The sequence below is a fragment of the Micromonospora aurantiaca ATCC 27029 genome, from assembly GCF_000145235.1.
In the GTDB taxonomy this organism is placed as follows: Bacteria; Actinomycetota; Actinomycetes; order Mycobacteriales; family Micromonosporaceae; genus Micromonospora; species Micromonospora aurantiaca.
This window is the reverse complement of record NC_014391.1, coordinates 1,549,758-1,567,740: the sequence shown is the minus strand read 5'-3', so window position 1 is coordinate 1,567,740 and position 17,983 is coordinate 1,549,758. Positions and strand designations below refer to the sequence as shown.

Annotated in this window: 17 protein-coding genes and 1 riboswitch; of the genes, 4 read left to right on the top strand and 13 right to left on the bottom strand. The window is 74.0% G+C overall.

What is annotated here, in order from left to right; all coding sequences use genetic code 11:
* Nucleotides 1-48 precede the first annotated feature (48 nt).
* From pspM to MICAU_RS07515, 7 genes are all read right to left on the bottom strand, one after another.
* A complete protein-coding gene (pspM, locus tag MICAU_RS07545; protein ID WP_013284703.1) occupies nt 49-810 on the bottom strand; it encodes a phage shock envelope stress response protein PspM in 762 nt (253 codons plus the stop codon).
* Nucleotides 811-826: 16 nt separating this feature from the next.
* Nucleotides 827-1,678, bottom strand: a complete 852-nt coding sequence (locus MICAU_RS07540; protein ID WP_013284702.1) for a PspA/IM30 family protein — start codon at nt 1,676-1,678, stop codon at nt 827-829.
* A gap of 127 nt (nt 1,679-1,805) precedes the next feature.
* On the bottom strand, nt 1,806-2,255 hold the full coding sequence (locus MICAU_RS07535) for a helix-turn-helix domain-containing protein (protein ID WP_013284701.1): 450 nt from the start codon (nt 2,253-2,255) through the stop codon (nt 1,806-1,808).
* Nucleotides 2,256-2,465: 210 nt separating this feature from the next.
* Nucleotides 2,466-3,011, bottom strand: a complete 546-nt coding sequence (locus MICAU_RS07530; protein ID WP_085985938.1) for a CinA family protein — start codon at nt 3,009-3,011, stop codon at nt 2,466-2,468.
* A gap of 113 nt (nt 3,012-3,124) precedes the next feature.
* On the bottom strand, nt 3,125-3,706 hold the full coding sequence (gene pgsA / locus MICAU_RS07525; protein ID WP_030269816.1) for a CDP-diacylglycerol--glycerol-3-phosphate 3-phosphatidyltransferase: 582 nt from the start codon (nt 3,704-3,706) through the stop codon (nt 3,125-3,127).
* A gap of 47 nt (nt 3,707-3,753) precedes the next feature.
* Nucleotides 3,754-5,256, bottom strand: a complete 1,503-nt coding sequence (gene rimO / locus MICAU_RS07520) for a 30S ribosomal protein S12 methylthiotransferase RimO (protein WP_013284698.1) — start codon at nt 5,254-5,256, stop codon at nt 3,754-3,756.
* Nucleotides 5,257-5,306: 50 nt separating this feature from the next.
* Complete coding sequence (locus MICAU_RS07515) at nt 5,307-6,230, bottom strand: ornithine cyclodeaminase family protein (protein ID WP_030269818.1); 924 nt, start codon at nt 6,228-6,230, stop codon at nt 5,307-5,309.
* Nucleotides 6,231-6,326: 96 nt separating this feature from the next.
* A riboswitch (guanidine-III (ykkC-III) riboswitch) is annotated at nt 6,327-6,392 on the top strand.
* Nucleotides 6,393-6,451: 59 nt separating this feature from the next.
* On the opposite strand from MICAU_RS07515, the gene MICAU_RS07510 reads away from it, so the two are divergent.
* The gene (locus MICAU_RS07510; RefSeq protein ID WP_013284696.1) at nt 6,452-6,766 is read left to right on the top strand and encodes a DMT family transporter; all 315 of its coding nucleotides are present in this window, start codon (nt 6,452-6,454) and stop codon (nt 6,764-6,766) included.
* A gap of 87 nt (nt 6,767-6,853) precedes the next feature.
* Entirely contained in the window at nt 6,854-7,099 is a 246-nt protein-coding gene (locus tag MICAU_RS07505; protein ID WP_013284695.1) for a hypothetical protein, read from the top strand.
* A gap of 60 nt (nt 7,100-7,159) precedes the next feature.
* Here MICAU_RS07505 and MICAU_RS07500 read toward each other — a convergent pair whose 3' ends face one another.
* The gene (locus tag MICAU_RS07500) at nt 7,160-9,616 is read right to left on the bottom strand and encodes an FtsK/SpoIIIE family DNA translocase (RefSeq protein ID WP_013284694.1); all 2,457 of its coding nucleotides are present in this window, start codon (nt 9,614-9,616) and stop codon (nt 7,160-7,162) included.
* 113 nt (nt 9,617-9,729) lie between these two features.
* Here MICAU_RS07500 and MICAU_RS07495 point away from each other — a divergent pair, with 113 nt between their 5' ends.
* Together MICAU_RS07495 and MICAU_RS07490 are read left to right on the top strand one after the other, a co-directional pair.
* Nucleotides 9,730-10,209, top strand: coding sequence for a type III secretion system chaperone family protein (locus tag MICAU_RS07495; protein ID WP_013284693.1), 480 nt, complete (start codon nt 9,730-9,732; stop codon nt 10,207-10,209).
* The gene (locus MICAU_RS07490; protein WP_013284692.1) at nt 10,206-11,855 is read left to right on the top strand and encodes a type III secretion system chaperone family protein; all 1,650 of its coding nucleotides are present in this window, start codon (nt 10,206-10,208) and stop codon (nt 11,853-11,855) included. The genes MICAU_RS07495 and MICAU_RS07490 overlap by 4 nt, the downstream gene beginning before the upstream one ends.
* An 87-nt stretch (nt 11,856-11,942) precedes the next feature.
* Here MICAU_RS07490 and MICAU_RS07485 read toward each other — a convergent pair whose 3' ends face one another.
* The 5 genes from MICAU_RS07485 to MICAU_RS07465 all read right to left on the bottom strand — a co-directional run bounded on the left by MICAU_RS07485 (nt 11,943) and on the right by MICAU_RS07465 (nt 17,921).
* Nucleotides 11,943-13,493 carry a S1 family peptidase gene (locus MICAU_RS07485; RefSeq protein WP_013284691.1) on the bottom strand — a complete coding sequence of 517 codons (1,551 nt, stop codon included), beginning with the start codon at nt 13,491-13,493 and terminating at the stop codon, nt 11,943-11,945.
* A 174-nt stretch (nt 13,494-13,667) separates the two neighbouring features.
* Complete coding sequence (locus tag MICAU_RS07480) at nt 13,668-15,356, bottom strand: ribonuclease J (RefSeq protein WP_013284690.1); 1,689 nt, start codon at nt 15,354-15,356, stop codon at nt 13,668-13,670.
* Nucleotides 15,357-15,407: 51 nt separating this feature from the next.
* The gene (dapA, locus tag MICAU_RS07475) at nt 15,408-16,334 is read right to left on the bottom strand and encodes a 4-hydroxy-tetrahydrodipicolinate synthase (protein WP_013284689.1); all 927 of its coding nucleotides are present in this window, start codon (nt 16,332-16,334) and stop codon (nt 15,408-15,410) included.
* Nucleotides 16,335-16,386: 52 nt separating this feature from the next.
* Complete coding sequence (thyX, locus tag MICAU_RS07470) at nt 16,387-17,124, bottom strand: FAD-dependent thymidylate synthase (protein ID WP_013284688.1); 738 nt, start codon at nt 17,122-17,124, stop codon at nt 16,387-16,389.
* A gap of 245 nt (nt 17,125-17,369) precedes the next feature.
* On the bottom strand, nt 17,370-17,921 hold the full coding sequence (locus MICAU_RS07465) for a DUF2752 domain-containing protein (protein WP_047893768.1): 552 nt from the start codon (nt 17,919-17,921) through the stop codon (nt 17,370-17,372).
* Between the last annotated feature and the right edge of the window lie 62 nt (nt 17,922-17,983).

Genomic DNA, 17,983 nt, shown 5'->3' with positions numbered 1-17,983 from the left:
CTTGATCAACGGGGAGACCGGGGCGGGGCGGGGAGGGGAGGGGAACTGTCAGGGGGCGCGCAAGGGGGTGCGGAGTTCGGCCAGGGCGGAGGCTACGCCGTGCAGCAGGTCGGTGGCCTCGGTCAGGCGCGCGGCGGCCGGATGCTCCGTGTTCGGACGGGCGTCCTCGGCCACGTAACCGGCGGCGGCCACCACCAGCCGCTCGTACGCGGCCACCCCGTCCTCCAACTGGGCCACCAGCGTGGCGTGCACCTCGTTCAGCGTGCTCTGCGGGGTCAGCTTCGCCGCGCGTTCCACGCTCGCCACCCGGGTCGCCAGCTCCCGCAGTGAACGATCGGCTTCGGCCGCCTCCCGGACCGCCGGCTCGGCCAGTCCGGTCAGCCGTCCGGCCAGCCCGGCCAGGGTGAGCGCGGCCCGGTCCAGCCGGGCCCACGGCTCGGCCGCGGCGGTGCCGCGCAGCGCGAGGCGGGAGCGGACCCGGCGTACCTCGGCCACGACGCCCGGGCCGACGGGCAGCCGCTCGACGGCGGCGACCAGCCGGGCGCGGGAGCGGGCGGCGGCCTCCGCCGGGTCGAGGGCGGGCGGTGGCGGCACGGCGGCCAGCGCACGGTGGTCGACCCAGCGCCAGGCGGCCACCGCGATCGCGCTGCCCGCGGCGCCGGCCCAGGCCGCGTCCGCCAGACCCAGTCCGGCGTACGGGGTCAGCACCGCGGCGGCGCCGCCGAGCCCTCCGGCCAGCACGCTCCACCGCCGCGCCGAGTTGCGTAGCCTGCGCAGCCTGCGGAAGTGCCGGGCCCGTTCGTCCGCCATCGTGTCCGCCCCTCCGTCAGCCGGTAGTGGTCTCCCCGGTGCCGCGTTCCCGGCTCATGCTGGCCCGGATCTCGTCGAGACGGGCCGCGGCTGCCGGATCGGCCGGCTGCCCCACGGCGGGGGTCTCGGACCGGCTGCCGAGCTGCTCGCCGGCCATGCTCGACCGGATCTGCTCCAGTCTCGCCGATCCGGCCGAGTCGAGCGTGGCCTTCTGGATCTCCAGCATCCGGCCCTCGACCGAGTTGCCGGCCAGCTCGGCCCGGCCCATCGCGGTGGCGTAGCGGCGTTCGATCCGGTCACGGACCTCGTCCAGCGAGGGGGTGTTGGCGGGCGCGGTGAGCGACGACATCGACTCCAGCGAGCGGGCCACGCTCTCCTGCATCTTGGCCTGCTCCAGCTGGCTGAGCAGCTTGGTGCGCTCGGCCAGCTTCTGCTGGAGGATCATCGAGTTGTTCTCGACCGCCTTGCGGGCCTGTGCGGCCGCGCCGAGCGCCTGGTCGTGCAGCGTCTTGAGGTCTTCCAGCGCCTGCTCCGCGGAGACCAGCTGGGTGGCCAGCATCTGGGCGGTCTGCTCGTAGCGCCCGGCCTCGGCCTCGTCGCCCCGGCCCCGCGCCTGGTCGGCCACCGCCAGCGCCTGCCGCGCGTTGCCCTGGAGCTGTTCCACCTCGGTCATCTGCCGGGACAGCTTCATCTCCAGCTGGCGCTGGTTGCCGATCACCGCTGCCGCCTGCTGCACCAGCGCCTGGTGCTGGCGCTGTGCCTCCTCGACGGCCTGCTGGATCTGCACCTTCGGATCGGCGTGCTCGTCGATCTTCGCGCCGAAGAGCGCCATCAGGTACTTCCAACCCTTGACGAACGGGTTCGCCATCTCCGCCTCGTCCCCTCAGTAGCGTCGCGCCTACATCGTCCCAGCCGGACGCCACTCCGGCACCCGTACGCTCCTGATCAACAGTACGACGCGAACGCCAGCACTGCCCACGACGTGACAGCCGGGGTCAGGCGGCGCAGACCACATCCCGCTCGGCGGGGCGTACGCGGGTGCTGCGCAGCGTGGCCTTGAGCGGCGAGTCCTGCCGGACCTGGACGGCGACCCCGCCGTCGGAGGTGACCTGCCGGACACCGCGGTTGGTGGCCTTGCGCACGGCGGACGGGCCCACCGGGGCCGGCTCGACCCGCTCGTCGGTCACCGGCACCAGCACGCCGGGCATCTGCTCGGCCAGGGCGACCGTGTCGCTCACCTCGCGCAGCAGCTCGGACAGGCGGGCGCCGAGCGCGTCGCAGATCGCGGCCAGCAGCTCGCTGGAGGGTTCCTTCTGGCCGCGTTCGATCTCGGAGAGGTAGCCGAGGCTGACGTTGGCGGCGGAGGAGACCTCGCGGAGGGTGCGGTGCTGCCCTTGCCTGCGTGCTCGCAGCGCGTCACCGATCACCCGGCGTAGCAGGACCATCGCACCTCCCCCTGAACGGGACCACCATCTCCGGCCGGAACACGTCGCGCCGGACGCGGCGGACCGCCCCGGCGCCGACGGCGACCGCCGGAGCCTTCCCGCAACCGTACCCGTTGGTCGCCACGACGACATCCCACCCCGCCTCTGAAAATCCGGGCGGATCGACAGGTCCGGCGATCCCGCCGCCGGGCGTGTCGGCGCCGCGCGGGCTCACCGGCGGCCCGCCCCCGCCGCCTCGGCGGCGTCGGTGTCGGCGGGGAGTTCGATGCGGTCGGCGAGCAGCCGCAGCGCCTCGATCACGGCAGCCGAGCGGATGTGGTCGCGGCCGCCGTCGAGGTCGAGCCGGCGCACCTCGGTGCCGTCCGGCCCGGCGACCGCCACGTAGACCAGGCCGACGGGCTTGTCGCCCTGCGGCTCCGGACCGGCCACACCGGTGGTGGCCAGGCCCCAGTCGGCGCCGCAGCGCTGCCGTCCGCCCTCGGCCAGCGCCGCCGCCACGTCCGGGTCGACCGGGCCGCGGTCGGCCAGCAGGTCCTCCGGTACGCCGGCGAGCGTCGCCTTGAGTTCGGTGGCGTAGACCACCATGCCGCCCCGGTAGATCGAGCTGACCCCGGCGATCTCCACGATCGCGGCGGCGAGCAGGCCGCCGGTCAGCGACTCGACGGTGGCCAGCGTCTCGCCGCACTCGTGCAGGCGGTGCACCACGGCGGCCGCCGGGCTGCCGGCGGGCCGCTGGTTACTCGCGTCGGTGTCCATGCCCGCCCCCATTTCCCGCCCCACGCCGGCTTACTCGTCCGCCGTCCGGGCCGACGGACCCTCGACCCGGACCGACTGACCCGCCGCCCGGACCGACTGACCCGCCGACCGGCTCAACGGGCCGGGCGGCGCAGTCGCAACGCCTGGGCGATGTAGTCGAACCCGGTGACCACGGTGACCACGACGGCCGCCCCCATGATCCACGGTCCGATCGCGGCGAGCGCCTCCGGCATCGGCCAGAGATACCAGGTGATGGCCAGGATCTGCAGCGCGGTCTTGACCTTGCCACCACGACTGGCGGCGATCACCCCGTGCCGGATCACCCAGAAGCGCAGCCCGGTGATGCCCAGCTCGCGGACCAGGATCACCACGGTCACCCACCAGGGCAGCCGGTCGTAGAAGGAGAGCAGCACCAGGGCGGCGCCGGTGAGCGCCTTGTCGGCGATCGGGTCGGCCACCTTGCCGAGCGAGGTGACCAGTTCGTACCGGCGGGCGATCCAGCCGTCGACCAGGTCGGTCGCGGAGGCCACCACGAAGATCACGCAGGCGGCCGTCCGCCAGCCCGCGTTGCTCATGCCGGAGGCGATCACGGTGGCCACGAAGACCGGCACCAGTACCAGGCGCGCGCCGGTGAGCAGGTTCGCCGCGTTGAGCAGCGGTACGGGGGCAGCCGCCGTCGACTCCGCTCCCGTCATGTCCCGCATCGCCCCACGTGGCTTCCCCGCTCCATCAGGGCCCGCCGTCACCGTACCGCGCCGGGCGCCGCCGAGATCATCTCATCCGGTACGGCTACCAGGTCCACGCCCTCGGTCGCCGTCACCGTGGCCCGGACCAGGTCACCGGGGCGCAGCGCGGCCAGATCGACGCCGCCGCCGACGGGCGCGACGAGTGTGGTCGAGCCGTCGACCTCGGGCGCCTGGTGGGCGGCCCGCCCCTCCACCACCCCGTCGGCGGTCGAGTCCACGAGCACCTCCACCGTCGCGCCGAGGCGTTCCTCGGCGCGCTGCGAGCAGAGTTCGTCGGCCAGCGCGCTGAGCTTGTCGTACCGCCGCTTGATCGTGGCGGCGGAGACCTTGCCGGTCAGGCCGGCGGCCTCGGTGCCGTCCTCGTCGCTGTAGTCGAACATGCCGATCGCGTCCAGCCGCGCCTCGGTCAGGAACCGGACCAGCTCGGCCACGTCCTGCTTCGTCTCGCCGGGGAAGCCGACGATGAAGTTGCTGCGCGCGCCCGCGTCCGGCGCCAGCGCGCGGGCGGAGGCGAGCAGTTCCAGGAACCGGTCGGTGGAGCCGAAGCGCCGCATCCGGCGCAGCACCGGCTCACTGGAGTGCTGGAACGACAGGTCGAAGTACGCGGCCACGCCCGGCGTGGTGGCGATCACCTCGACCAGGCCGGGCCGGGTCTCGGCCGGCTGGAGGTAGCTGGCGCGGACCCGCACGATCCCGTCGATCGCGGCGAGCTGCGGCAGCAGCTTCTCCAGCGCGCGGGGGTCGCCCAGGTCCTTGCCGTACGAGGTGGAGTTCTCGCTGACCAGCACCAGCTCGCGGACGCCGGTCTTGGCCAGCCACTCGGCCTCGGCGAGCAGCTCGTCCGGGGTACGCGAGACGAAAGCGCCGCGGAAGGCAGGGATGGCGCAGAACGCGCACCGCCGGTCGCAGCCGCTGGCGAGCTTCAGCGAGGCCACCGGGCCGGTGTCGAGCCGGTGCCGCAGCACCTGCCGCAGGTGGGCCGGGGTGTGCGCGTCGGTCTCCGGTGCGACCCGGGCCGGGGTGCCGTGCCCTGGTAGCGACACCGCCGCGTCGCGGCGCTTCACCGGGGTCAGCGGCAGCAGTTCCCGCCGGTCGCGGGGGGTGTGGGCGCCGATCGCCTCGCCGGCGAGCACCGAGTCGAGGCGGGCGGCGATGTCCGGGTAGTCGTCGAAGCTGAGCACGGCCTGCGCCTCGGGGAGACTGTCGGCCAGCTCACGGCCGTACCGCTCGGCCATGCACCCGGCGGCGACGACCTTCGCGCCGGTGTCGGCGGCGGCCAGCAGCGTCTGGATCGAGTCCTGCTTGGCCTTCTCGACGAACCCGCACGTGTTCACCACCACCACGTCGGCGCCCTCGCCGTCGGTGGTGACCTGCCATCCGTCGGCGTTTAGCCGGGCGGCCAGCTCCTCCGAGTCGACCTCGTTGCGGGCGCAGCCGAGGGTCAGCAGGGCGACGCGGCGCCCGTCGGATCGCGGGGTGGAGGAGGAGGCAGACACCATCCGAGGGTACCGGGCCGGTTCCGGTGCGCCGCGCACCCGTCCGGCCAGGGTCAGCGCGCGGACACGGCCACCCGGGCCAGCCGATCGAGGAGGAACACCTCCGTGCCGGCCAGGCCGGTGGAGCAGAAGACCGAGATCTGGTCCGCGGTGGTCCGGCCGGGAGCCGCGCCGGCCAGCACCGCGCCCAGGTCGCGCAGCCGCCCGGCGTACGGCTCGACGGCGGCGAGCATCGGCGGGACGTACGCGGCTGCCTGCCCGGGTGAGTCGGTGACCAGCAGGTCGGCGGCGTCGAGCAGGTCGGGGCCGAACTCGTGCCTGTCGACCTGCTTGAAGCCAACCGTGTTGACGTGGGTGCCGGGGGCCAGGTCGGCGGCGTCGAGCACCGGGACGGTGCTGGTGGTGGCGAGCACCACGACGTCGCGGTCGCGTACCGCGGCGGCGGCCGAGCCGACGGCGCGGGCCGGCACACCCAGCTCGGCGCGGACCCGCGCGGCGAACGCGTCCCGCCGGGCCGCCGAGCGGCTGAACACCGTCACCTCGCGCAGCGGCCGGACCGCCGCCGCGGCCCAGACCTGGGTCCACGCCTGCCGGCCGGACCCCACCACGCCGATCGTGGCGGCGTCCGCGCGGGCCAGGGCGTCCACCGCCACGCCACCGAGTCCTCCGGTACGCCGGGAGCCGAGTTCCTCGCCGACGGCGATGGCGCGTACCGCGCCGGTGGCCGCGTCGTGCAGCACGACGAGCTGACCGCTCTCCGGGTGGCCGAACGTGTCGTACGAGCGGAAGCCGTACCACTGCCCGGTGAGGTGCCCGGCGGTGAGCACCATCCGGCCCCCGCCCAGCGGCGCGGACGCCCGGGGCGGGGCGATGAGCCGCCCGGCGTGCGCGGCCAGCAGCGCGTCGCGCATGGCCGCGACGGTGAGCGGGGCGTCCACGGCGGCCGCGACGTCGTCGTCGGAGAAGAGCACGGTCATGCGTTCCATCGTGCAACCTGAAGTTGACGTCAACTCCACTCATGGTGGGCTTTCTCACCCCGCCGCCGACCCGGCCCGCCCGGTGCTACCGTCGGCCACGACGGCCCGCGGGCCGTCCCGGACGAGTGGTGGGCGTACCCGGTCAGGCCAAGACGCCCCGCGTGACCTAACCGTCGCCCGGCCCGCTCCGCGCCGGGCCCGCCCGTCAGAGGTGATGTCCCATGGCCTGGATCGTGCTGGTGATCTCCGGACTCCTGGAGACCGCGTGGGCGATCGCGCTGGACCGCAGCGCCGGCTTCACCCGTCCGCTCCCCTCCGCCGTCTTCGCCGTCACCCTGGTCGGCAGCATGGCCGGCCTGGCGTACGCGCTGCGCGACATCCCGGTCGGCACCGGCTACGCGGTGTGGGTCGGCATCGGCGCCGTGGGTACCGCGCTGGTCGGCATGCTCGCGCTCGGCGAGCCGGTCAACCTGCCGCGCGTGGCCTGCCTGCTGCTGGTGGTGGCCGGTGTGATCGGACTGAAGCTGTTCGCCTGATCGATGCCGCCTCCGGTTTGGACGGTACGGCGGCCGGGGTACCCGATCTCCCGTCGACACGTAGCGAGATCACCCACGGAGGAAACCATGGCCGACATCCACGCCACCGCCCGTCCGCGCAGCAGCGCCGCCCGGATCTGCACGATCATCGCGTTCGTCTTCGCGGCCATCGCGATCTTCATCCTGCCGCCGCTGTTCGGCCTGGTCGGCCTCGTGCTCGGCATCGTCGGCGCGGTCCTCGGTGACAAGCCGCTGGGCTGGTACGCCGCTGCCGCGAGCGTCGCCGGCGCCGTGATCGGCATGATCATCAGCTACGTGGTCCTCACCAACTGAGACCGCCGAACCGCGAACGGGCCCGCCGGGACGACCGGCGGGCCCGTTCGCGTGTACGGGTCAGTCCTCGCCGCCACGCAGGCCGGCCAGGACCTCCTCCAGCTCGTCCGGCTTGACCAGCACGTCGCGGGCCTTGGAGCCCTCGGACGGGCCGACCACGCCCCGGGTCTCCATCAGGTCCATCAGCCGGCCCGCCTTGGCGAAGCCGACCCGCAGCTTGCGCTGGAGCATCGAGGTCGACCCGAACTGCGAGGTGACCACCAGCTCGACGGCCTGCACGAGCAGGTCCAGGTCGTCGCCGATGTCCTCGTCGATCTTCTTCTTGCTGTCCTGCGCCGGGGCGAGCACGTCCGGGCGGAACTCCGGCTCGCGCTGGTCCTTGCAGAACTTCACCACGTCGGCGATCTCGCGCTCGGTGACCCAGGCGCCCTGGATGCGCTGCGGCTTCGACGCGCCCATCGGCAGGAACAGGCCGTCGCCACGGCCGAGCAGCTTCTCCGCGCCCGGCTGGTCCAGGATGACCCGGGAGTCGGCCAGCGAGGACGTGGCGAACGCGAGCCGGGACGGCACGTTAGCCTTGATCAGGCCGGTGACCACGTCGACCGAGGGCCGCTGGGTCGCGAGCACCAGGTGGATGCCGGCGGCCCGGGCGAGCTGGGTGATCCGGACGATGGAGTCCTCCACGTCGCGCGGCGCGACCATCATCAGGTCGGCCAGCTCGTCCACGATCACCAGCAGGTACGGGTACGGCCGCATCTCCCGCTCGCTGCCCGGCGGCGCCTTGATCTCGCCGTTGCGCACCTTGCGGTTGAAGTCGTCGATGTGCCGGACCCCGTTGGCGGCGAGGTCGTCGTAGCGCATGTCCATCTCGCGGACGACCCACTCCAGCGAGTCGGCCGCCTTCTTCGGGTTGGTCACGATCGGCGTGACCAGGTGCGGGATGCCCTCGTAGCCGGTCATCTCGACCCGCTTCGGGTCGATCAGCAGCAGCCGCACCTCGTCCGGCGTGGCCCGGGTCAGGACGGACACCAGCAGCGAGTTGAGGCAGGACGACTTGCCCGCGCCGGTGGCTCCCGCAATGAGAATGTGAGGCATCTTCGCGAGGTTGGCCACCACGTAGCCGCCCTCGATGTCCTTGCCGAGCGCCACCACCATCGGGTGGTGGTCGCTCGTCGCCTCGCGGGAGCGCAGCACGTCGCCGAGCGACACGTTCTCCGGGTCGGTGTTCGGGATCTCCACACCGACCGCGCTCTTGCCCGGGATCGGGCTGAGGATGCGGACGTCCGGCGACTTCACCGCGTACGCGATGTTGCGGGACAGCTGGGTGATCCGCTCGACCTTGACGCCCGGGCCCAGCTCCACCTCGTACCGGGTGACTGTCGGGCCGCGGGTGAAGCCGGTGACGGCGGCGTCCACGTCGAACTGCTCGAAGACGCCTGTGAGCGCCGCGATCACCTCGTCGTTGGCCTTGCTGCGGCTCTTCGGCTTGGCGCCGCTGCCGAGCAGGTTCGCCGGCGGCAGCGTGTAGTCGCCGGCGAGCCCGGTCAGCGCGAGCTGCTCGGCGCGGGTGGGCAGCGGCGAGTGCTCCGGCGGCTCGACCGGCTTGCGGTTCGCCGGCACCTTCGGCGGCTTGCGCGGCAGCACCAGCGTCTCCTGGAGGTCGACGCCTGCCAGCTCGTCGTCCGGGTCCAGCGGCTCCAGCGGCGGCGGCATCCGCTTCGCGGGCCGCTTGCGGGCGGGCTTCGCCGGCGCCTCGTCCTCGGCGGACTCCTCGTCGGCGTCCGCCCCGGCCGGGTCGGCGCGCAGGCCGAGCCGCTCCGGGATCTTGTTGATCGGCGTCGCGGTGACCACGAGCAGGCCGAACACCAGCAGCAGGAGCAGCAGCGGCATGGCCACCCAGGCGGTCACCGCGGACTTCAGCAGGTCGCCCACGCCCGCGCCGATCAGACCGCCGGCGAAGTCACGCTGGACCTCGTCGACCGGGTTCTGCCCGATGTGCAGCATCGCGGCGGTCGCCAGCATCATCGAGCCCCAGCCGACCAGGCCGCGACCGCGGTGCTCGGGGTCGGCGGGGGTCCGCATCAGCCGCCACGCGCCGACCATGAACAGCACCGGAAGGATTATCGAGATGGCGCCGATGAACAGCCGTACGGTGTCGGCCAGGTGCCGGCCCACCGGCCCGGCGCCGCCGCCCCAGATGCCCACCGCGCTGAGGATGGCCAGGCCGAACAGCAGCAGCCCGGCGCCGTCGCGGCGGTGCTCCGGATCCAGCTCCCGGGTGGACGCGGCCTGCCGCCCGGCCGCCCGGAACGTCCAGCCGACCGTGTGCGCAAGTCCCATCCAGACGGCACCGACCGCCCGGCCGACGAACGCGGCCGGGCTCGGCCCGGGAGCCGGGCGCCGACGCGCCGGTTTCCGCGCCGCCGCCTTCTTCGCCGGTTGCCGGGCGCGGTTGTTCGTGGTGCCACGCGGCGACGCGCCGCGCCGCCGGCTCGCCTGAGAGGTACGGCCCGCCATAGAGTCACGGTAACGGCGGCACCCGGTGGATCGCCGCTTTTCCGGGTCGTGTCCGCGCGTCGCAGCACGGGTCGGACCGTCGTTTGTGTTATTCGCCTCAGAAGGGATGCCCGATGGCGTCGCCGGAGATCGAGGACGGTCCGGACGGTCCGCTGGCCGGACACCCGCAGGAACTGCGCCCGCTGACCGGCGAGCTGATCGCCGCCGTGCTCGGCCACCGGGGGTACGCGGTGGTCGAGGAACCCGACGGCGCGCTGGTGGGCCGCTGGGAGCGGAACCTGATCTGGTTCCACCGCCGGGGCGTGGCCGGTGAGCTGCTCCAGGTACGCACAGTCGTCGCGGACCACTTCGGCATCGAGCGCGTGCCCGAGCTGCACGCCTTCTGCAACACGTGGAACCACGACCGGCTCTGGCCCAAGGCGTACGTGCACGTCGCCGACGACGGGTCGGCCCAGGTGTGCGGCGAGGTCACCACCGACCTGGAGCGCGGGGTGACGCCGCACCAGCTCGACCGGCTCGTCGACTGTGGCGTGACCACCGGGTGCCAGCTCGCCGCCGCCGTCGACGAGCTGGCCGGCGGGACGCTCCGGTGACCACGGCACGCGACCGGGGGCTGGCCGCCGCGCTCGCCGACGCCCGGGACCGGCCCGACGGCGCGGAGCGCTGCGCCGAGCTGGAGCGGATCGCGTCGCGGGCGGACGCCACCGGCGACCCGCGTACCGCCCTGTCGGCACGGTTCGCGCTGGTCGAGGCGTACCTGCACCGGGGCGAGCGGTGGCGGGCGGTGGAGCCGGTCCGGCGGATGCGGACCACGCTGGACGGGCACCCCGGGCTGCTGGACGCCCGCCCGGACGAGCTGACCCGGTTGCGCCGGCATCAGCGGCAGGCGGTGGAGGCGTCGTTCGGCACGCCCCGGGTGGGTCTGGACCAGGCCCGCTCCCTGTTGGACGCGCTCGCCGGGGAACTGGGCGAGGACGCCGCGCCGGTGGCGGAGCTGCGCTGCCGGCTCGCCGACCACCTCGGCGACGAGCCGGCGGCCCGGCGGGCGTACGAGCGCTGGTCGGCGGCGGACGCGAACGACCCGGTGGGCGGGTGTGCGGGGTGCGCCCCGGCGCGGCGGGCCGACCTGCTGGCCGGCTGGGGCGAGCCGGAGGCGGCACTGGCGGCGCTGGCACCGGCGCTGACCGGCTGGGTCGAGCCGCAGTCGGTACCGACCCGGCGCGGCGAACGGCAGGCGGCAGCGGCGGGGGCGACGGCCTGCACCGACCAGCCGGAACGGGCGCTCGCCGTGGGGCTGCTGCCGTGGCTGCGTACCGGCGCGGTGACGCGGGCGGCCCGGGCGCACGTGCGCGCGTACCGCCGGCACCGCAGCGAGAAGACGGCGTTCCCGCTGCTCGCCGCACATCTGCGCTTCTGCGCGCTGGGCGGCTACCTGCATCGTGGGCTGGAGATCCTCACCGAGCAGCTGCCCGAGCTGGACCGCCCCTCCGACGACCTGGCCGCGATGGAGTTCGCCGCGGCGGGCGCGCTGCTGTGCGGACTGGCCGCCGAGGCCGGGCTGGGCGGGCGGCGCATCCACCGCCCGGGGCACGGTTCCCGGCCGGCGGCCGAGGTGGACGTGGCGACGCTCGGTACGCAGTTGCAGGCGCTGGCGACGGCGCTCGCCGGCAGCTTCGACGCCCGCAACGGCACCGGGCACCAGTCCGGCCGGATCGCCTCCTGGCTGGCCGAACGGCCGCTCGCCGCGCCGGTGTCGCTGGCTGCCGAGAGCGAGTTCGACGAGGAGCCGGACGCCGATGATCCGGCCGAACCCCTGCTGCCCGGGCCGGAGGAACCGGCCCCGCTGGACGCGGCGCTGCTCGCCGCCGCGCTCGACGCCCGGGGCGAGCCGTACACGCCTGAGCCGGACGGCACGCTCGCCGGACGGTGGGGCGAGGCCACGATCCAGTTCCGCCTGCTCGGCCGAGACGGCGACGTGCTGCACGCCCGGGTGGTGGCGGAGCGGCGGCTGCCGGCCGGTCGGCGCGCCGAGGCGTACGCGTTCTGCAACGCCTGGAACCACGACCGGCTGCTGCCCGCCGCGTACGTGCACGAGCCCGGCGACGGGACGCTGGTGCTGGCCGCGGGCATCTCCACCGACCTGTCCTGCGGGGTGGCCCCGGCGCAGCTCGCGGTGCTGGTGGCCGCCGCGGTCCGCACCGGCACCGCGTACGCCGAAGCGGTCGCCGCGCTGCCCTGAGCCGCACCGACCGACAGTGCCGCAGACGAGGCGCGGCCCCCGATCACCGGGCGGTGGTGATCGGGGGCCGCGGTCTGGGTGCGGCGGTCAGCGGGCGGAGAACGCCAGCGTGTACTCGCCGGAGCCGGACAACCCGACGACGCGGTACCGGTACGCACCGGCCTGGGTCTCGGCGGTCAGGCGGGCCGTGCCGTCGGCGGTGGCCGCGCGGGCCACGGTGCGGAACGCGCCGCCGGTGAAGCGTTGCAGCTCCAGCACCACCCGGGCGCCGTCCGGCGCGGACAGGCACGCCTCCTGGGTGCCGTCGGGCACCCGGTAGAAGCGCCCGTCCGGCTGGACCTGGGTCCGTCCGGCGGCGATCCGGCCGGTCCGGCTCACCTGGCCGGAGCACTCGGTGTCGTCCGCCGGCGGGGTGGGCTCGGCGGTCACGGGCGGGGTGGTCTCGCCGCCGCCCGCAGGCGGCTGCGTGGGCGCGGGCTGGTCGCCGGCGGTGACGAGCGTCAGGTTGTTGCGCTGGAGGATCTCGTTGACCGGCTGGAAGAACGTGGTGCCGCCCCGGGTGCAGTCACCGGATCCGCCGGACGTGACGCCCTGCGCCTGGTCGCCGGAGAGCCACGCGCCGCCGGAGTCACCCGGCTCGGCGCAGACGTTCGTCCGGGTCAGCCCGGTGACGGTGCCCTCCGGGTAGTTGACTGTGGCGTTCTTCGCCTGGATCAGGCCGCAGCGGGTGCCGGTGGTGGAGCCGGACCGGCAGATCGACGCGCCCACCGGCGCCTCGGTGGAGCCGTTCACCGCCACCGTGCCGCCGCCGTTGAAGTCGGTCACCACGCCCTGCGGCGTCCAGTCGGCGTTCACCCGCACGAACGCCCAGTCGTCACCCGGGAACGAGGACGCGGCGAACGTGCCCTGGGCGACCCGGTTGGATCCGGTGGTGCGGTCCCCCGGCCGGCCGCAGTGCCCGGCGGTGACGAACCCGCCGACCACTGAGAAGCCGACCGAGCAGCGGCCCGCGTTGTTGATCAGGTAGGCGTCGCCGCCCCGCACGTCGAACAGCGGGCGCGGGGCCTCGTCGGCGGTCCGCACCCGGACCATCGCGGCCTTCGACCCGGCGGCGGCGGCGAGCCGTCGGCCGTCGGCCTCCGCGCCCGGCCGGGCGATCACGACCACCGCGTTGTCTGCCACGTCGACGTACCAGCCCGCGACGTCCGGGCTGGCGTCGGCGCCCGCCGCGTCCAGCCGGCTCTTCACCGCGTCCAGCTCGGCGACGCCGCGGGCCACCCGCTTCGGGACCGCGCCCGCGGCCCGTACCCGCGCCTCGCCGGCCGGGTCGGCCACCGCCACGGTGAGCGTGGCGCCGTCCGCGCTGAGCCAGCTTCCGCCGTATCCGGCGCCGAGTTCGCCGCGCAGCCGGGTGACGGTGCCGGCCGCCCACCGCTCGGTCCGCAGCCGCTTCACCGCCTGGTCGCGGGTCAGCGCGAGGTCGCGGCCCATCGCGTCCAGGACCTCCGGGGCGACGCCGTCGGCCGCCGGCGCGGCCCGCCGGGGTTCCTCACCGGCGAACGACGGTACGGTCACCGCCGCCGTCAACCCGGCCGCCGCCACCAGTACGCCGATGGCTGTCATCCGTCTGCGGTCCATCCGCCACGCTCCTCCCGACCGGCGCAGGGGCACGCCGGCCATCGGGAGGTACGGAGACGGACGCCGATCGGATGAGTGCGGTCACCACGTTTCGACACCGCGTGTCGGGACGTACCCGGAAAGCGACGGCGCCGGCCCACCGCGGACGGTGGACCGGCGCGCGGCGCGGTCGGGTCAGACCTCGACGACGGTCGGGACGATCATGGGCCGACGGCGGTACGCGTCGTTGACCCAGCGGCCCACCGTGCGGCGGACGATCTGCTGGAGCTGGTGCGGGTCGGTGATGCCGTCCGCGGCGGCCCGGTTCAGCGCCTCGGTGACCAGCGGGACCACCGCGTTGAACGCCTCCGGGTCCTCGGAGAAGCCCTTCGCCGAGACGGTCGGGCCGGCGACCACCTTGCCGGTGACCGAGTCGACCACGACCGTCGCGGCGATGAACCCGCCGTCGCCCAGGATCCGGCGTTCGGTGAGCAGCGACTCGCTGACGTCGCCGACGGCGAGACCGTCGACGTAGACGTACCGGCTCTTGACCCGCCCGACCAGGCTGGCGCGGCCCTCGACCAGGTCGACCACGTCGCCGTCCTCGCAGAGCACGACCCGGTCCGGCGCGACGCCGGACTCGATGCCGAGCCGGGCGTGCGCCCGCAGGTGCCGCCACTCGCCGTGCACCGGCATCAGGTTGCTCGGGCGTACCACGTTGAGCAGGTAGAGCAGCTCACCGGCCGGGGCGTGGCCGGAGACGTGCACCTTCGCGACGTCCTTGTGCACCACCACGGCGCCGGCCCGGGCGAGCCGGTTGATCACCCGGTAGACCGAGGTCTCGTTGCCGGGCACCAGCGAGGACGCCAGCACCACCGTGTCGCCAGGGGCGATGGTGATGTGCCGGTGGTCGCCGCTGGCCATCCGGCCCAGCGCGCTCATCGGCTCGCCCTGCGAACCGGTGGACATCAGCACGATCTGCTCGGGCGGCAGGTTCGTGGCCTCCTCGATCCCGACCACCAGGCCGGGCGGGATGTTGAGCAGGCCCAGGTCGCGGGCGATGCCCATGTTGCGGACCATGGACCGGCCGATCAGCGCCACCTTGCGGCCGTGCTCGACGGCCGAGTCGAAGACCTGCTGCACCCGGTGCACGTGCGAGGCGAACGAGGCGACGATGATCCGCCCCTTGGCCTTCGCGAAGATCGAGTCGAGGACCGGGCCGATCTCCCGCTCCGGCGTGACGAACCCGGGGATCTCCGCGTTCGTCGAGTCGGACAGCAGCAGGTCGACGCCCTCGGCGCCGAGCCGGGCGAACCCGGCCAGGTCGGTGATCCGCCCGTCGAGCGGAAGCTGGTCCATCTTGAAGTCGCCGGTGTGCAGCACCAGGCCGGCCGGCGTACGGATGGCCACCGCCAGCGCGTCCGGGATCGAGTGGTTCACCGCGAAGAACTCGCACTCGAACGGGCCCAGCCGTTCCCGGCCGCCCTCCCGCACGGTCAGCGTGTACGGCTGGATCCGCCGCTCGGCCAGCTTCGCCTCGACGAGCGCGAGCGTGAACTGCGAGCCCACCAGCGGGATGTCCGGCTTGTGCGCGAGCAGGTACGGCACCGCGCCGATGTGGTCCTCGTGGCCGTGCGTGAGCACGATCGCCTGCACGTCGGCCAGCCGGTCCAGGATCGGGCCGAAGTCGGGCAGGATCAGGTCCACGCCCGGCTGCTCGACGTCGGGGAACAGCACCCCGCAGTCGACGATCAGCAGCTTGCCGTCGTACTCGAAGACGGTCATGTTCCGGCCGATGGCGCCGAGTCCGCCGAGCGGGATGATCCGCAGGCCGCCCTCGGGCAGCGGCGGGGGCAGTTCACCCTCGATGTGCGCCTCGGTCACGCGTCACCTCATTCTGCGACGCCGTCGCGCGGCGTCCGTCGTGTCGTTGATTCATTCGGGCAGGGGCAGGCCCGCCGCGGCGCAGTCGGCGCGCAGCTGGGCCAGTTCGTCACCGGTGGCGTCGACGAGCGGCGGCCGCACCGGGCCGGCCGGGCGACCCTGCGCCCCCAGGCCGGCCTTGACCAGGATCGTGCCCTGGGTGCGGAAGATGCCGGTGTAGAGCGGCAGCAACCGCCGGTGCAGGGCGAGCGCACCGGCGTTGTCGCCCGCCTCGAACGCCTCGATCATCTGCTTGGTCAGCGCGCCGGTGAAGTGGGTGGAGGTGCCGACCACGCCGACCGCGCCGATCGACAGCATCGGCAGGGTGAGCGCGTCCTCGCCGCTGTAGTAGGCCAGGTCGGTGCGGCTGAGCACCTCCGACGTGGCGAACAGGTCGCCCTTGGCGTCCTTCACCGCGACGATCCGGCCGTGCTCGGCCAGCTTGACGAGCGTCTCGGTGGCGATCGCCACGCCCGCGCGGTGCGGGATGTCGTAGAGCATGACCGGCAGGCCGGTGGCGTCCGCGACTGTGGTGAAGTGCCGCAGCAGCCCGGCCTGCGGCGGCTTGTTGTAGTACGGCGTGACCACCAGCAGGCCGTGCGCACCGGCCTTCTCGGCCTGCGTGGCCAGCTCGACTGTGTGCCGGGTGTCGTTGGTGCCCACACCGGCGACGATGCGGGCCCGGTCGCCGACCGCCTCGACCACGGTGCGGATCAGCGACTCCTTCTCCGCCTCCGTGGTGGTCGGGGACTCGCCGGTGGTGCCGTTGAGCACCAGCGCGTCGTTGCCCTGCTCGTCGACGAGATATTCGGCCAGCCGGGCGGCGCCGTCGAGATCCAGGCCGCCGTCCGGCGTGAACGGGGTCACCATGGCCGTCATCACTCGCCCGAACGGGCGCGACGCGCCCCGGCTCGGGGCGGCGGAGTGGTCGTGCGTCATGCTCACAACCTAGCGGACGGCCGCCGGTGGCCCGGCGGCGAAGGGCGACGAGTCACTCCGCGTGCGGCGACGCAGCCACCTCGGAGCCGTCGGGCAGGGTGGAGATCACGAAGTCGGCGAAGACGTTCGGCGCGACACCCTTGAGCTGGCGCAGGCACTCCACCGCCAGCTCGCGGATCTCCACGTCGGCGTGCTCGGTGGCGCGCATCTTCACGAAGTGCCGCCAGGCCCGGTAGTTGCCGGTCACCACGATCCGGGTCTCGGTGGCGTTCGGCAGCACCGCCCGGGCCGCCTGGCGGGCCTGCTTGCGGCGCAGCGTCGGGTTGGGCTCGTCGGTGAAGCGGGCCTCCAGCCCTTCCAGCAACTCGGTGTACGCCCGCACCGCCGCGTCGGTGGCCTCGACGAACTTCTTGTGCAGCTCCGGGTCGTCGGCGATCACCGACGGCTCGACCATCGCCGCGTCCCGCTCGGGCACGTAGCGCTGGGAGAGCTGGGAGTAGGAGAAGTGCCGGTGCCGGATCAGCTCGTGGGTGAACGAGCGGGAGACGCCGCTGAAGTAGAAGCTCACCGAGCCGTGCTCCAGCACGCTCAGGTGGCCGACCTCCAGGATGTGCGCCAGGTAACCGGCGTTGGTGGCGGTGGCCGGGTTCGGCTTCTTCCAGCTCTGGTAGCAGGCCCGGCCGGCGAACTCGGCGAGCGCCTGCCCACCGTCGGCGTCGGTGGACCAGGGCACCTCTTCGGGCGCCTGGAACTGGGTCCACGCGATCAACTTGACCTGGGGCTGAACCATCTCCGGCATTCCTGCGACTGTAGTTGGCCCGCGCCCGGCGTGGAAATCGGGCACGCGGCCGGCCAGCGGGCGCTCCGCCCAGGTGTCTCGGCCTGAGGCGTCCGATATCGCCGCTCCGGCTCTCAAGATCTTGGTAGGAAATGGCCCCCATAGGGGCGCTGCGCTTCCAAGATCTTCTCCGATCCCGCTTTGCGGAACATCGAACCCGGATAGCGGGAGCGCTCCGGCGGAGAGGGCGGAGAGGGCTAGACGTAGAGCGAGGTGAAGGGTGCCCAGGGCAGGTTGCGGACGACCGAGAAGACCCCCCACGCGGCCAGGAACACGCCGATGACCTTGGGGCTGAACTGGACCTCGGGCAGCTTCCAGCCGAACGCCCGGTTGCCGGCCCAGGCCACGAAGAGCCAGGCCAGGAACGGCAGCGCGAAGACGAACAGGAAGTGGTGCCGGGCGGCGGCGGGCAGGTCGCCGTGCAGCACGTACCAGAGCGCGCGGGTGCCGCCGCAGCCCGGGCAGTCCAGCCCCGTGGTCAGCTTGAGCAGGCAGGTCGGTGCGGCGTCCGGGTCGCTGCGGGTCGGGTCGCTGATCAGGGCGTACGCGATGCCGAGGCCGACGCAGCCGAGCGCGGCCAGCGGCACCGCCCAGCGCGGGGCGCGGGCGTGCAGGCGCAGCACCATCCGGGTGAACCGGTCGGCCTCGACCGGCTGGTACGCCACCGGGTAACCCGGCCACGGCGCTCCGGGCGCTCCCGGCGCTCCGGCAGGGGTGTGCGCTCCGGCGTGCGCGAACGCGGGCGCCAGGGCGTGATCGTGCGCGTCGGCGGCCGACGACAGCCCGCCGGGTGCCGGGGCGTACGCGTCCG